Consider the following 14,758-nt stretch of genomic DNA (forward strand, 5'->3'; position numbering starts at 1 on the left):
TATGAATACTTTAAATACAGCTTTGGGGCAGACACAGGTAAAGATGCCGGCATATAAAAAAATTCCAGTACAGAATCTTATAATCTTCTCTGTATTGGTTCTGCTGATTATCATCTTTTCCATTTTGTCTCCCAGGTTTCTAAGCTCTAAAAACCTGGTAAATATAGTTAGACAGACAAGTTATGTAATCATTACGGGATCGGCAGTCACATTTCTTATGATATCGGGTAATTTCGATTTATCTGTAGGAAGCGCCGCTGCTCTATCAGGTGTTTTTATGGCAATTCTTGCCAGATCCGGAGTTCCTGTTCCTCTGGCTATACTGGGAGCAGTTGGACTCGGAATCTTTATCGGTTACTTTAACTCTTTAATGGTCTGTTTCTTTGAAATACCACCCTTTATTGCGACCCTCGGTACCATGCTTATCTGTCGGGGTACTGCCCTTATCATTTCCGGAGGAGTTACGATCCGTAACGATCTGCCGGAGAATTATAATGTACTCGGACGCGGCGAGTTCCTGAATGTCCCGTTTCCTATCTGGATCATGCTTGCCGTAGTCATCGTTGCGGTCATACTTCAAAATAAAAGCCTTTTGGGAAAATATGCCATTGCTATCGGCGGTAATAAACTTGCTGCACAATTGTCGGGTATCAATGTCAATAAAATGGTTTCGCTGTTCTATATCATCATCGGTGGTATCGTCGGATTGACCGGAGCTATACAATCTTCAAGATTGGGAATCGGAGAGCCGAATATTGGCGATGGTTTTGAGTTTGATGTTATCATTGCAATTATTCTCGGCGGAACGAGTCTGGACGGTGGTGAAGGTTCGGTTATGGGAATGGTTGTTGGTGCTCTTTTGATCGGAGTTATCGGCAACGGTCTGAATATGATGGGAGTACTTACCTTTTATCAAAGCATCATCAAAGGGGTCGTTCTTGTAGCGGCTGTTCTTCTGGATCAGAGGATCAAATCAAAGCGTAATTGATTATAGAAAATTATTTAGAATTATTTAGAATTATATAGGAGGGTTATTATGTTTCCATTTGAATTGCATTTACCTACGAAAGTCGTTTTTGGTGAGGGTACTATAAATAAAATTGGTGAAATTTCATCAACATTCGGAAAAAAAGCTATGCTCGTTTCTTACGATGAGGACCTGATCAAGTCATTTGGCTTTTATGATAAAGCAGTAAAATCATTGAATGAGGCAAACATTGAGGTTCTTCAGTTCTTCGGAGTCAAATCTAACCCCACGGTCGATCATGTCCGAAAAGGAATCGAAGTAGCAAAGACAGAGAAGCCCGATGTTCTGATTGCTTTGGGTGGCGGAAGTGTTATTGATACGGTTAAAGCCATGGCTGTCGGTTATTACGCAGAAGGCGATATCTGGGATATGGCAACCGGTGCTGAAGATATGAAAGATGCTCTACCTATTATTGCGGTCGTGACCATCCCGGCCACCAGTTCGGAAATGAATAATGTTTCAGTCTTATTCAATGATGAAATAAAGAGAAAAGAAGGGTTCGGAAGTCCTCTGATGTATCCCAAGGTTGCTATTCTTGATCCGGAATTGACTTATGGCCTCCCTATTCGGCAGACTGCAATTTCCGCTGCTGATGTTGTGTCTCATCTTCTGGAAGGATACCTGAATCATAACGATCCATGGGCACCTATGCAGGATAGATATGCTCTGGGAATGATCAAAACTGTTATAGAATGTATGGAACTCCTGATGAAAGATCCCAAAGATGCACAGGCAAGAGCCACTCTGATGTGGGTCACTACTAATTCCTGGAATGGTTTTTATGTCTCAGGTCTGGGTGCTTTTGACGCTTCCATTCATATGATCGGTCATTCTTTCTCTGCTTTTTATGATACTCCTCATGGTGCGGCGATGTCTGTCTCTATCCCCGCTGTTATGAAATATCACCTGAAGGATAAAATCGAAAAATACTCAGTCTTTGCTCAAGAGGTCTTCGGTATTGAAGGAGAAGCCTGCGAGGCAATGGCCGAAGCCGGAGTGGATGCAATAGTCAGCTGGTTCAAACGGATCGGTGTCCCTACTTCTTTCAAAGAGGCTGATATGCCTGTAAATGAGCTGGATGCCATGGCAGATGATGTATTGATTACAGCCAAAAACTGGGGAATCGAGTCATATACAAAAGAAGCGGTTCTAGAAATCCTAGATCTGTGTTTATAGAAAATAGAGGGGTCAGTCATAATGGAACAGGATATATTAATAGGGATAGATTTAGGGACAACGGGAGCAAAAGCCGGCGTCTTTGATGTCAACGGGAATATGCTGGGCAGTGGTTACTATGAATATCCCTGTCTGTACCCCAAGCCCGGCTGGGTTGACCAGGATGTGGAACTTCTGGAGAAATCAGCCATGAATGCGGTCCGGGATTCCTTGACTAAATCCGCAGTGTCTGCGGAAAGAGTCAAAGCTGTTTCGTTTTCCACCCAACGCTGCTGTACAATTTTTCTCGATGATCAGAATAAACTGATCAGACCCATGATTTCATGGATGGATAATCGTCCTATAGATGAAGTTGAGGAAATCAACCGGAAAGTGCCTTTTGAAAAGTACCTGGATATCACCGGCTTTCCCAACAGCACGACCTGGATGCTTCCCAAGATGCTCTGGTTGAAAAAGAACGAACCGGAGAATTGGAAGAGAACCAAAAAAGTCGTGCAGCTGCAGGATTATATGCTGGCGGCCATGGGAGCAAAGGATTATTACTGCGATGTTTCCGATGCCCGTTATTATGGACTCTGGGACCCCTATGCCTTCGAGTGGAGCCAGGAACTTCTCGATACTTTTGAAATCGATAAATCTCTGCTGCCGGATATAAAACCCTCGGGAACATTGGTCGGCAATGTCTCTTCAGAAGCGGCTGCACGCTGCGGTCTTAAGGAAGGTACTCCCATCTGCGTGGGTGCCGGAGACCAGAACAGTGCCTCCGTGGGAGCTGGTGCAGTCCGCCCGGGAGATATGTTTGTTTCTCTGGGAACTGCCGGAGCTACAGGTATCTGTCTGAATCATCCTTATCGAGATCCGACAGGTCGTACCTTTGTTACAGATCATCCCTGTTATGGTGACTGGATGCTGGAAGGCTACCAGCCCGCAGCAGCAGGTGTATTCCGCTGGTTCAGGGATGAAATTGCCCGACTGGAGAACTCCTATGCAGAAAGCAGCGGAGAGAATATCTACACAATTCTGTCTGATATGGTTGCATCCGTTCCCGCCGGTGCCAAGGGGCTGGTATTTATCCCGCATTACGCTTCCGCCGCTACACCTCGTTTTAATCCCGAGGCCCGTGGCGTTCTGGCTGGAATGACCTTTGCTCATGACCGTAATTGTCTGGCCCGGGCTTATATGGAAGGTATCACCATGGAGATGAATGACATTATCCGTTCTGTCAGAGATTCGGGTAATGAGATCAGATCCATCCGTATTCTGGGCGGTCCTACAAATTCAAAAGTCTGGAATCAGATGCAGGCGGATATGTATGGCTTGGAAGTGGATACTCTTGAAGTTGTTGATGCTGCAGTACTGGGAGCCGCCATAATTGCGGGTGCCGGAGTAGGTTTGTTTGACTCAATTCAGGACGGGACCGATAAGATGGTCCGTCTGAAGGACCATTATGTTCCCGACAAAAAAAACAATGCAGTATATGAGCGGCAATACAAAGTCTATTGTCAGATGTATGAGTCTTTAGAACAGGGCGGAGTGTATACATCTCTGGTGGAATTTCAGAATAGCTTGTCAGAGCATGAATAGGATTTACCATGGACAATGATAGTTTTTATAATTCTGATGGATTATTTAATGAGAAAAAAGCTAAAGCTGCATATTTTGAAATGATGGAAGCATTTCATTATCCAATAGCAGGTCGTTTGAAAAGTGATGATTTCTGGGTAGCAGATTTTAACCTGAAGAAATTCCCGGAAGCAGGAATGGCCGGTATCTTCTGGGTGATAAATATGGAACATAATTACACTGGTGTGGATATGTTTCTGCTGCCTGGTCAGAGTATTCCCGAGCACTGGCATGTCTCCACAGACAATGCCGGTGCAAAATTTGAGTCCAGCCATGTTCGTTACGGCTCCATCATGCTCTTCACAGAAGGTAATGAAACTCCCGGTGTGGAAGGAAGGATACCATCTTTTCAAAAAGATATTGTCAAGGCACGGAAAGAAAAGATCCTGCTTGCGGGGGAAGTTGGATTTGCTGAAAAAGAGGAAGAGAAACATTGGTTTATGGCAGGTCCCGAAGGCGCGATTATAACAGAGTATGCTACGGCTCATGATGGAGCTGGTGTAAGGTTTTCGGACCCATCAATTAAGTTTTAGTTAAATATAGAACATGACCGGCTGGGATCAAATAGTTATATAAATGATCATATGTTTATATATGCTCAGAATTATCCTGTGGATCTGTTTTAATAATAAGGAGGAATCATATATGAGTATTCTGGATAAATTTAAATTAGATGGAAAAGTCGCGCTGGTTACCGGCTCTTCAAGAGGGCTGGGGAAAGTATGTGCCATAGGATTGGCAGAAGCCGGGGCGACAGTGGTGACCAACAGCCTGCATATTGAAGGCGCCCAGATGACATCGAACGAAATTATTGCCAAAGGTGGAAAGTCCATTGCCATTCAGGCAGATGTGAGTGATCAGGTTCAGGTAGAAGCCATGATGGATAAAATAATGGAACAGTATGGTCAGGTGGATATAGTTTTCAATAATGCAGGTATTGCATCAGTTGCTCCCGCCGAAGAGAAAACTCTGGCAGAATGGAAGAGAACCATTGATGTCAATCTGACAGGAGTATTTCTTGTTGCTCAGGCTGCAGGGAAAATCATGCTGAAACAGAAAAAAGGATCAATAATCAATATGGCTTCCATGTCTGCCCATATAATCAATGTTCCTCAGAAGGTTGTCGATTATCATGCTGCTAAGGCTGGAGTCGTGGCATTAACAAAATCTCTTGCTGCAGAATGGGCACCATTCAATGTACGGGTTAATGCAGTCAGTCCGGGGTATCATAAGACAGAAATGGCCATGCAGTTCGGTGAGGTACATCCTATTTGGATTGAGAGAATTCCTATGGGAAGAATGGCGGAAATGGAAGAATTGCAGGGGCTTGTACTCTTTCTGGCCAGTGATGCATCCAGCTACACAACCGGATCAGAAATTATCAGTGACGGTGGTTATACCTTATGGTAGTGATATTACAATAATAATAAATAATAATCCCGGCAGATAATACTGTTTAGCTGCCGGGTTGAAAAATGAGAATCAATAGTTCTTTATCTCAAAGTTTTACTTTTCAATAAACTCTCTTTCCTGGAAGCCTTTGTACCTGGTTTCGGTAAAAAACAGATTACCCGACTCAGGGTACTCCTTCAGCTGTTCTTCGCTGCATCCTTTAGTAGCAGTAGTGATATAGAGTCCTCCATCATCCCCAAAGGCCATACATGTTGCCGTAGGGACCGGAAGCTTTATAACTGTTTCTATCATTCCATCGGGATTATACCGTGTAATCCGGAATCCCTGCCAATGAGCGCTCCATACGCCTCCCTTGTTGTCCATTATCAGACCGTCGGGATATCCATCTTCTTCCGGGATAGAGGCAAAAAGGCTTTTGTTTGTGAATTGTCCTGTTTCCTTACTGAAATCATAGGACCAGATACAATTCCCGAACATCTCTGTCAGGTAGTATTTGTCACCTTCTTTGTTGAAGGCCATTCCGTTGGGCAGAGCCATCTCCGGTATTACCAATTCAAAACTAAGGTCAGAATTGACTCTGTAGACTGCACCTTCTTTACTGCTAAGGTCTTCCGGGTCATAGGCGCCGAAGTAGTACAGGCCATCCGGGCCGGTTGTGCCGTCTCCTAAAAGGAGGGGAGTTCCTGCAGGCAGGGGGGATCCCAGATCTTTGACTTGGGCAAAGTCTTTATCAAGAAGCACCACCCGGTCTTCCATGGGGCAGATCCAGCCGCCCTGTTCTCTTCTTCCCAGGGCCTGAGGAAAGCCGTCCATTTTAATAATGGAAGATGTTTTGTTCCTGGTGTTGAATCTATGGCACTCTTTCCTTCCGGTATCAACCCAGTAAAGCTCTTTTGTTTGCTCCATCCATAGAGGAGCCTCCCCGCAGAATTTTTTACATGGGACTATTGATACGGCCGTTTTATTCATTTTTACACTCCATTGACTATCTTTTTAGTCTGATATAATAATATATATTATCATTAGTTCATATATGGGTCAAATAGTATAAATGATTCAAATAACAAATAATAATAAGTTTATATATCGAATAAACATGTATATAGGATGATTATATGAAATATGCTTCATAAGTTAAAATAAACATTGACAGTTGAGAGCATGGAGGTTATTAATATTCAATAAAGAAACGAAAAACAATAATGTTTTATATAATAAATGAAACGAAGGATATTACATGAAAGTATTTGATTTTGCGGTACCAACTAATGTTTTTTTTGGATGTGGTGAAATAAAGAGGGTAAAGGAACTGGCCCCTAAGCTGGGAAAGAAAGTTCTTCTTCTTGCTGCTAAGGACACAATGAGAGCTCTCGGTTTTCTTGAAAAAACAGAAAACCTTTTAAAAGAAGCAGGCTTGGAAGTAGTTATATCTGATGATGTATCTCCTAATCCAAGAGATAAGGACATCAATAAGCAAACTGAATTATTTTTATCCGAAAAATGTGATTTTACTGTCGGCCTCGGCGGCGGAAGCGCAATGGATTCAGCCAAGGCTGTCTCATTTCTGGCCGCTCAGGGTGGTGGGAATATAAGAGATTACCTGGCCGGAGGCGATAAAGCCGATCTGGCTGCTCCCGGCATAAAGGACGCATTTCCAATTCTACTCATTACAACTACTGCCGGTACCGGGGCCGAGGCTACACCTTGGTGGGTTATTACAAATACAGAAGACCATGAAAAACCCGGTACAGGAAATGACAGCACATGTGCGGATTATGCAATTGTAGATCCTGAACTCATGCTGACTCTTCCCCAGGGTGTTACCAGAAGCTGTGGAATTGATGTTCTTTTCCATGCCATGGAGGCATTCATCGCCAATATCGCGACTCCTTTTACAGATCTTTTTGCAAGAGAGGCAATACGCCTTGTTATGGAAAATCTGGGAACTGTACTTGAAGACGGTAGTAATGTTGAAGCCCGCAGTCAAATCGCCTGGGCTAATACTATCGCCGGAATTGCCATCGGTGAAGGTAAATCAGGTACTGTCGGTATTCATGCAATGGGACACAGTATCGGCGGACAGACAGATGCTCCCCATGGCATGACCATGGCTGCGGTCTGTCTACCCTTTATGAGAAAAACCTGCAAATCAGATATATCACGATATGCAGAAGTCACAAGAATGCTTGGTTTTGCAGAGCCGGGAATGACTGAAGAACAGCTGGCTGAAAAGTCTCCTGAGGCTTTGGAGAAAGTTCTGGAGCGCTTCGGATGCAAAATCACAATGAGTGATCTTGGTGTTAAAGAAGAGATGATTGAAGCCATGACTGATTCAGTATTTAAGACAATGGTTAATGTTTTGAACTGCAGCTTGATGGAATTAAACCGTGAAGATGTGATTCAGCTCTATAAGGAAGCCCTTTAAGGGGCCGGGGTAAAGCTATGGATGTATGTGTTGCTGCGGTTGATATCGGTACTACAGGTTCTAAAGGAACAATTTTTAATCTGAAGGGTATTGCCCTGGGCAGTGCGTACAGGGAATATCCCTGTACCTATCCTAAGCCGGGCTGGGTAGAACAGGACCCTGATCTGCTTGTTAAATCGGCGATGGAGGCCCTGCATGAAGCTGTGGTTGAATCCGGTGTCAATGCAGAACAGATAAAATCTGTTTCTGTTTCTGCTCAACGCTGCTGTGGAATCTTTCTGGGGGATGATGAGAAGCTTCTCAGGCCTATGATCTCCTGGCAGGATAACAGACCTTCCGAGGAAGTTGCTGAAATAGCTGAAAAAATTGATTCGGACGAGTATTACCGTAAAACAGGTTTTCCCAACAGTACAACCTGGCTGCTCTCTAAAATGATGTGGGTTCGAAAGAATGAACCCGTAATCTGGAAGCAGACAAGACGTGTTGTACAGATGCACGACTATTTTCTGCGTGCCCTGGGTGCTGATGATTATTTTGTTGATTTGAATGATGCCGGTTTCTTTGGTTTCTTTGATTCGGAAAAATCAGTCTGGGATCAGAGTCTGTTAGACCTATTTGATATTGACCCATCCATACTTCCAATTCCTATGGCATCAGGAATCAAAGCCGGAGTTGTACGCGCTGATGTTGCCACTATATGTGGCTTGAACATAGGAACCATTATAGCTGTTGGTGCCGGTGATCAGTGTGCCGGTGCTCTAGGTGCAGGTGTTGTCAAAAAGGGGACAGTTTCTGTTTCCATGGGAACCGCCGGTGCAATGGGAGCATTCCTGGATAAACCTTTTCGGGACCCAACAGGTTCCGGTATGGTCACAAGCCATTCCATAAAAGGTAACTGGCTTCTTGAAGCACATCAGGCTGCTGCGGGTGGAGTCTACCGTTGGTTTAGAGATGAAGTGGCAGCTCTGGAAAAATACACATCTGAAAAAGATGGACTGGATTTTTTCAAACTCATGGATAAGAAGATTGCCGATGTACCAGTCGGTTCCAAGGGTCTGCTTCTTCTTCCTTATTATGCCGGAGCTGCAACACCCCGCTATGACAGCAGTGCTCGTGGTGTATTGGTCGGTTTGACATTTGCACATGACCGAGCCTGTATGGCACGTGCTTATTTAGAAGGAATTACCCTGGATATGAAAGATATTCTTTCATCATTCAGCCAATCGGGTGTTGAGATAAAGGATATCCATATTCTGGGTGGACCCACAAAGTCTGAACTCTGGAATCAGATTCAGGCTGATGTCTATGGACTACCTGTTTCAACTCTGGAAGTTGAGGATGCCACATTGCTGGGGGCTGCCATTCTTGCAGCCGTTGGTGCCGGACTCTTTGACAGCATCGAGGAAGGGGCTGAGCAGATGGTTCAGATAAAAAAGACATACAGGCCAATTGAGAAGAATACGGCAGTCTATTCTGAATTATATGATATATTCTGCCGGACATTTGATGGACTTAAAGCCAATGGTGTTTTTAAAAAATTGTCTGCATTGCAGTCAACATATTAGGGTTTCTTCAAAGGGGAATGGTCCTTTGTACGATATGTATCTTTGACTCTTGTGAGTCAATAAATTAAGGGAGGCATTAATATGCTGAAAACAAGTAAATTTTTACTGGTTCTTATTATGGTAGCTGGTGTAATGGCACCACTTTTCGCAAACGGTCAGGATGAAGCTGCGGATTACGATTATGTATTGGGTAAAGTACCTTATACCTTTGAACACGCATATCATCAGGCAGTTGCTAAAGAACTGACTTCTTATGCAAAGCAGATGTACAATGCAAAGGTTGTCGTTGTAGATGGTCAGGCATCAAATGAAAAGACTCTTGCAGCTGTTGAAAACCTGGTAGCCCAGGGTGTAGATGCAATTGAACTTCACTGTGGAGATGCAGGTCTTATGACAACTGCCATCAATATTGCTCATGAGGCAGGAATCCCCATTGTAACAACACTTATTCGTCCTACCGAAATGATGGCTCCCCATGTTCAGCCCCAGGAAACTCCCAGCTCTCTTACAATGGGTCAGATTGCAGCCACTCAGTGGTTGAAAGCTAATCCCGATAAACCTTGTAAAGTTGCTATGCTGAACTTCGGTGGTATCGAGCAGATCTGGCAGATGAGAACAGGTGCTTTCTTTGATGGTGTTAAATCTATTGATCCTTCAGCGGAACTTGTTACAATGCTTAACGGTGCCGGTTCAACTGTAACATCCATGGAAGTTACTCTTGATATTCTTCAGGCAAACCCAGAAGTAAATATCATTTTTGCAGCCAATGATGAAATGGCACTCGGTGCTCTTGCAGCCTGTGAACAGCTTGGCCGCGGTGTTATGGATAACGGTGTTCCTTTGACTGAAGTCATAGCTGGTCTGGACGGAAGTGAAGCAGCAATGCTGGAAATCTATGATCCCAGCAGCTCCTTTAAAATGACTCACGGTGCGGTTCGTGATGTAGCTCGTGCTGAAATTGATACAATGATGGCAATTGTTAAAGGTGAAATCCCCATGGACAAATATATGGAAACTCCTGTATTAAGCCCTGTTGTGGATTTCTACAATACACCCATTGAAGAAGCACAGAGATTTCTGGAAACAAACTTCTTTTACGAAGGTGATCTGAAAGCAGAAATTAAAAAATAATAATTTTTTAGACAGAGATTCCTTCAGGGGAGTCTCTGTCATTTCATCTCATTATTCAAAAAGATATTAATCAGGTAGGTTTAAGGTGAAAGGAAGAACTCTTTTCTTCCAGAATCATTTACAGAAATTGGTTCTGGTAGGAATTATTATCGGCATAATGGTTTTATTGACCATTATGTCGCCCACATTTCTGACAACACAAAATATTACTAATGTACTCTTAAAAGTAGCTGTGATCATAATTATAGGTTCTGCAGCAAACCTTCTTATGCTGACAACGAATTTTGACCTATCAGTAGGTAGTATCCTGGCTTTTTCCGGGATCTTTTTTGCAAGTTTGAGTAAGCATGGTGTTCCACTCCCGATTGCACTGATTGCCACAATTTTCATGGCATCATTATGGGGTGCTATTAACGGATTCACCGTAGGGAAATTAAAAATTGTTCCCGTAATCGCAACACTGGGTACCCAGTATGCAGCCAGAGGGTTTGCATTTCTGATAGCCCGTTGGGAAGGTGGATCAAATATCTCATCCGGACTCCCTGATAACTTCAGCAATTTCGGAAGAGCTATGCTTTTTGGTAAAGTACCCATGGCTCTCATTTATATGATAATTGTGATTCTCATTTTCCTTTTTATTGAAAAGAAAACAGTCTTAGGGCGATATGCCTACGCAATAGGTGATAACAAACATGCCGCAGAACTCTCGGGAATCAACGTGGTTGGTGTCCTCTTTCTACTTTATGTCTTAGTCGGCGGATTGACCGGATTTTGTGGTGCCATGCAGGTTTCCCGTGTAGGTCTCGCTGCAGCTAATATCGGTATAGGACTCGAGTTTGATGTGCTAATCGCTATTGTTCTAGGTGGAACCAGTATGCTCGGTGGAGAGGGATCTGTAATCAACATGATTTTCGGAGCCTTAATTGTCGGTCTTGCTCAGAATGGACTCAACCTTACAGGTGTTCCTTTCTTTTATCAGCAGATCGTACAGGGACTACTGTTGCTTATAGCTGTTTTTATCGATCAGTATCTGCGGCATCGGTCCAGGTAATAGGGGGAGGAATAATAATGCAGACAGACTCAATTGTCGAAGTTCGGGATCTTACAAAAAGTTTTCCCGGAGTACAGGCCCTCAAGGGTGTAAGTTTCGATATCAAAAGAAATTCCTGCCACTGTGTCATTGGTGAGAATGGTGCCGGGAAATCAACCTTTATCAAAATACTGACAGGGGCATATCAGAAATCTTCCGGTCAGATCAGTTTTAATGGTGAACCATTTAATCCCGTTTCAATAAAGGATGCCATGAACAGCGGCATCAGTGTGCTCTATCAGGAGTTAAATGTTGTAGATGATCTTACTGTAGAGGAAAACCTCACACTTGGTAAGGAAAAAACCCGTTTCGGCCTTGTTCAGAAAAGTGAAAACATGGATAGGGTTAAAGAGATCCTTAAAGGTCTGGATGATTCTATCGAGCTTGGAATGAGTGTCAGTAGACTCAGCGTTGCTCAGAAACAGGTGATAGAGATTGCAAAGGCAATTTCATCTGACTGCCAGATTCTGGTTATGGACGAACCTACGGCTTCTCTGAGTGAAGAAGAAGTAAGACGCCTCTTTCTTGTTATTGAAAAATTAAAAAAAGAGGGCATCACTATTGTCTTTATTTCCCATAAGCTCAGTGAAATCTTTGAAATCGGAGATAATATCACGGTCTTTAGAGATGGTGAGATGATAGAAACAAGACCGGTTGCAGATATTATGAAACAGTGCCATAACAGCGTACCTGATTCCTGTGTTGAACTGGTTCGTATGATGCTTGGCAAGGTAGTTATCGAAGAATATATCCCCAGCAAAACAGATAAATCAGTGAAACTGCTTGAAGCCAGTAAAATCTCCAACAGGAAATTGAAGGATGTTTCATTTGATCTTCATAAAGGAGAAATCCTCGGTTTTTATGGATTGATGGGTGCTGGAAAAACAGAAGTTGCCCGTGTTCTCTTTGGTATTGATGAATACTCTGGAAATATTGATATAAACGGCAGCAAGGCTGAATATAAGAATGCCCGTGGTGCATTGAAGGCCGGTATTGCAATGGTTCCGGAAGAGCGGAGAGTGGACGGTATTTTTGGTAAACTTCCGATCCGTGTCAATATACCCATGATGAGAATCTCCAGTGTATTAACAAATAAACTCATTAACAGCGATAAAGAGAATAAACTGGCTGATAGATATATGAAAAGTATGTCTGTAGCAGCTAGAGACCGGGAACAGCCGGTTGCCTTCCTCAGCGGTGGTAATCAACAGAAAGTTGTTATTGCAAAGTGTCTGAACCGTGAGAGTGATATTATTCTTATGGATGAGCCAACCAGAGGCGTTGATGTGGGTGCTAAAAAAGAGATCCATGACATCATCAGAGATCTGGCAAATGAAGGGAAAGGTGTTATCGTTTTTTCTTCGGAACTCCCTGAAATTATACAACTCTGCGATCGTATTGTGCTGATGCATGAAGGAAAGGCCAGAGATATTATACAGAACAGCACTGATATTGACAGTGATCGAATTATGTCAGTAGTAGCAGGAGGAACACTTTAGATGAAAAGTATTAGCTCATATCTGAAGAAAACAGGTTTACTCAGGGATCAGAGATTTCTTATGTTTCTTGTTTTCATTCTCCTTAATATAGTTTTCGGAGTAATTACAAATAATTTTTTCAGTAAATATAATTATTTCAACATGTTTCGCCAGGCTGCTCAGATTATTATTGTGGGTTGCGGGGGAGTTCTTCTTATGATGACAGGTAATTATGACCTGTCTACAGGAAGTAATGTTGCTTTTTCCGGGGTTCTGTATGCCTTGCTTGGTTCCGTATATGGCTGGCCCCTGTATCTGGCGGCAATCGTCTGTGTCTTCGGCGGACTCATGTTCGGCGTAATCAACGGAACTTTGGTAGCTAAATTTAATTTCCCTCCCTTTATAGCCTCATTGGGGATGATGTATATAGGACGAGGATTGGCTTTGGTGGCTTGTAATGGTCAGTCTATCAGGGAGGATATGCCTGCCAACTGGTCAAAACTTGCCCGTGGATCTTTTGCCGGATTTCCCATTCCAATGATTATCATGGTGGTGTTTATGCTGCTCTTTATGGTTATCACCAGAAAATCACTTTTGGGTAAATATGCTATGGCAATCGGTGGAAATAAACAGGCGGCCTTCTTTTCAGGTATTAATGATAAAAAAGTAATTTTTAGTATTTATATTATTGTGGGAGCCCTTGCTGCATTGTCGGGAGTTATGTTTGCTTCAAGGATAGGTGCCGGTGATCCCCGTGTGGCCTATGGCTTTGAGTTTGATGTGATTGTAGCGATATTACTCGGTGGTACCAGTATCAACGGAGGTAAAGGGACAATCATCGGTATGTTTCTTGGAGCAATGGTTGTAACTGTTCTTGGTAATGGTCTCAATATGATGAACATACTTGCTTTCTGGCAGCAAATATTGAAGGGTCTCATTCTTGTACTGGCGATCATAATGAATGAACAATTAAGTAAAAGTGAAGTCAGTCATGATACTGACGCTGTGAGCCCTGCTTAATGAGTGATGATTCAAACTCTCGAGACGAGCGTTATCTTATTCCAAATGTAGGACGCTCTTTGAGAATTCTGGAATATCTGGCCAGGGAAGTTCCCGAGGCCAGTATTCCTGAAATCACAAAACATTTTGATATCCCTAAAAACAGTGTTTTCAGGATTATTAAGAGTCTTGAACTAAGCGGGTTTGTGGAGGAGAAGGAGAGGAAATATTATGTGACTCCCCGTCTCCTCTATCTGGGTTACTCAGGGATGAATAAAAAGGGATTTATTGCCAATTCTCTGGACTCAATGAACACTCTGAGAGATGAGATCAATGAAACTGTAATGATTGGTACACTTCTGGGGAATCATATTGTCATCCTGGAACAGCTCCCTGCCTATGAACTGATAAAGTTTACAACTGATATCGGACATAGGGTTCCTGTACAGGCTTCAGCACCAGGAAAAGCCATTATTGCAGCACTTCCAGAACATGAAAGGAGTAATCTTCTGAATCATCTCACCTTTACACGTTTCACAGATTATACCCTCCCCAGTAAGACTGCAATGCTTGACGAAATCATAAAAGTCCAGGAAGCCGGTTATTCCATTGATAAGGGGGAAGAGGTCAGCGGTATCTGCTGTGTTGCTGCCTGTGTTCTTGATTATCGCAATACTCCCATCGGTTCAATCTGGGTAACAGGGCCCGAGAAAAGAATGAGAGATAAAGGGATGGAACGGATTGGGCAGGCAGTCTCAAACGCTGCAGGGAGAATTTCACGTAAATTCGGCTTTGATCAGCCGGATCATAATTAAATTATCTACATTATTA

13 protein-coding genes are annotated in these 14,758 nt (G+C 43.1%); 12 read left to right on the forward strand and 1 reads right to left on the reverse strand.

The window, feature by feature from the left end; genetic code table 11:
• Nucleotide 1 precedes the first annotated feature (1 nt).
• The 5 genes from DV872_RS13525 to DV872_RS13545 all read left to right on the forward strand — a co-directional run bounded on the left by DV872_RS13525 (nucleotide 2) and on the right by DV872_RS13545 (nucleotide 5,236).
• Nucleotides 2–988, forward strand: coding sequence for an ABC transporter permease (locus tag DV872_RS13525; RefSeq protein WP_114630480.1), 987 nt, complete (start codon nucleotides 2–4; stop codon nucleotides 986–988).
• Nucleotides 989–1,036: 48 nt separating this feature from the next.
• A complete protein-coding gene (locus DV872_RS13530; RefSeq protein WP_114630481.1) occupies nucleotides 1,037–2,203 on the forward strand; it encodes an iron-containing alcohol dehydrogenase in 1,167 nt (388 codons plus the stop codon).
• Between the two features lie 21 nt (nucleotides 2,204–2,224).
• Nucleotides 2,225–3,787, forward strand: a complete 1,563-nt coding sequence (locus DV872_RS13535; protein WP_114630482.1) for an FGGY-family carbohydrate kinase — start codon at nucleotides 2,225–2,227, stop codon at nucleotides 3,785–3,787.
• 8 nt (nucleotides 3,788–3,795) lie between these two features.
• Nucleotides 3,796–4,359: a hypothetical protein gene (locus DV872_RS13540; protein WP_114630483.1), complete on the forward strand. Its 564-nt coding sequence runs from the start codon at nucleotides 3,796–3,798 to the stop codon at nucleotides 4,357–4,359.
• A 112-nt stretch (nucleotides 4,360–4,471) separates the two neighbouring features.
• Nucleotides 4,472–5,236 (forward strand): SDR family NAD(P)-dependent oxidoreductase, encoded by a 765-nt coding sequence (locus DV872_RS13545; protein ID WP_114630545.1) that lies wholly within the window; start codon nucleotides 4,472–4,474, stop codon nucleotides 5,234–5,236.
• Between the two features lie 96 nt (nucleotides 5,237–5,332).
• Here DV872_RS13545 and DV872_RS13550 read toward each other — a convergent pair whose 3' ends face one another.
• Entirely contained in the window at nucleotides 5,333–6,208 is an 876-nt protein-coding gene (locus DV872_RS13550) for an SMP-30/gluconolactonase/LRE family protein (RefSeq protein ID WP_114630484.1), read from the reverse strand.
• Between the two features lie 268 nt (nucleotides 6,209–6,476).
• On the opposite strand from DV872_RS13550, the gene DV872_RS13555 reads away from it, so the two are divergent.
• The 7 genes from DV872_RS13555 (at nucleotide 6,477) to DV872_RS13585 (ending at nucleotide 14,742) form a co-directional block, all read left to right on the forward strand.
• Nucleotides 6,477–7,664: an iron-containing alcohol dehydrogenase gene (locus DV872_RS13555; RefSeq protein WP_114630485.1), complete on the forward strand. Its 1,188-nt coding sequence runs from the start codon at nucleotides 6,477–6,479 to the stop codon at nucleotides 7,662–7,664.
• Between the two features lie 17 nt (nucleotides 7,665–7,681).
• Nucleotides 7,682–9,229 (forward strand): FGGY-family carbohydrate kinase, encoded by a 1,548-nt coding sequence (locus tag DV872_RS13560; protein WP_114630486.1) that lies wholly within the window; start codon nucleotides 7,682–7,684, stop codon nucleotides 9,227–9,229.
• Between the two features lie 81 nt (nucleotides 9,230–9,310).
• Nucleotides 9,311–10,360 carry a sugar ABC transporter substrate-binding protein gene (locus tag DV872_RS13565; protein WP_114630487.1) on the forward strand — a complete coding sequence of 350 codons (1,050 nt, stop codon included), beginning with the start codon at nucleotides 9,311–9,313 and terminating at the stop codon, nucleotides 10,358–10,360.
• 85 nt (nucleotides 10,361–10,445) lie between these two features.
• Nucleotides 10,446–11,411, forward strand: a complete 966-nt coding sequence (locus DV872_RS13570) for an ABC transporter permease (RefSeq protein ID WP_114630488.1) — start codon at nucleotides 10,446–10,448, stop codon at nucleotides 11,409–11,411.
• 17 nt (nucleotides 11,412–11,428) lie between these two features.
• Complete coding sequence (locus DV872_RS13575) at nucleotides 11,429–12,949, forward strand: sugar ABC transporter ATP-binding protein (RefSeq protein WP_114630489.1); 1,521 nt, start codon at nucleotides 11,429–11,431, stop codon at nucleotides 12,947–12,949.
• Nucleotides 12,950–13,948, forward strand: a complete 999-nt coding sequence (locus DV872_RS13580; protein ID WP_114630490.1) for an ABC transporter permease — start codon at nucleotides 12,950–12,952, stop codon at nucleotides 13,946–13,948. It begins immediately after the preceding gene.
• The gene (locus tag DV872_RS13585; protein ID WP_114630491.1) at nucleotides 13,948–14,742 is read left to right on the forward strand and encodes an IclR family transcriptional regulator; all 795 of its coding nucleotides are present in this window, start codon (nucleotides 13,948–13,950) and stop codon (nucleotides 14,740–14,742) included. Before DV872_RS13580 ends, DV872_RS13585 begins: the two co-directional genes overlap by 1 nt.
• The last annotated feature ends 16 nt before the right edge of the window (nucleotides 14,743–14,758 follow it).

The organism is Oceanispirochaeta sp. M1, assembly GCF_003346715.1.
In the GTDB taxonomy this organism is placed as follows: domain Bacteria; phylum Spirochaetota; class Spirochaetia; order DSM-2461; family DSM-2461; genus Oceanispirochaeta.

Excerpts from the sequence above, each read along its gene's own strand:
- DV872_RS13545 (WP_114630545.1), top strand. The coding sequence starts at position 4,472 with ATGAGTATTCTGGATAAATTTAAATTAGATGGAAAAGTCGCGCTGGTT.
- DV872_RS13540 (WP_114630483.1), top strand. The coding sequence starts at position 3,796 with ATGGACAATGATAGTTTTTATAATTCTGATGGATTATTTAATGAGAAA.
- DV872_RS13550 (WP_114630484.1), bottom strand. The coding sequence starts at position 6,208 with ATGAATAAAACGGCCGTATCAATAGTCCCATGTAAAAAATTCTGCGGG.
- DV872_RS13585 (WP_114630491.1), top strand. The coding sequence starts at position 13,948 with ATGAGTGATGATTCAAACTCTCGAGACGAGCGTTATCTTATTCCAAAT.
- DV872_RS13535 (WP_114630482.1), top strand. The coding sequence starts at position 2,225 with ATGGAACAGGATATATTAATAGGGATAGATTTAGGGACAACGGGAGCA.
- DV872_RS13575 (WP_114630489.1), top strand. The coding sequence starts at position 11,429 with ATGCAGACAGACTCAATTGTCGAAGTTCGGGATCTTACAAAAAGTTTT.
- DV872_RS13580 (WP_114630490.1), top strand. The coding sequence starts at position 12,950 with ATGAAAAGTATTAGCTCATATCTGAAGAAAACAGGTTTACTCAGGGAT.
- DV872_RS13525 (WP_114630480.1), top strand. The coding sequence starts at position 2 with ATGAATACTTTAAATACAGCTTTGGGGCAGACACAGGTAAAGATGCCG.
- DV872_RS13555 (WP_114630485.1), top strand. The coding sequence starts at position 6,477 with ATGAAAGTATTTGATTTTGCGGTACCAACTAATGTTTTTTTTGGATGT.
- DV872_RS13565 (WP_114630487.1), top strand. The coding sequence starts at position 9,311 with ATGCTGAAAACAAGTAAATTTTTACTGGTTCTTATTATGGTAGCTGGT.
- DV872_RS13530 (WP_114630481.1), top strand. The coding sequence starts at position 1,037 with ATGTTTCCATTTGAATTGCATTTACCTACGAAAGTCGTTTTTGGTGAG.
- DV872_RS13560 (WP_114630486.1), top strand. The coding sequence starts at position 7,682 with ATGGATGTATGTGTTGCTGCGGTTGATATCGGTACTACAGGTTCTAAA.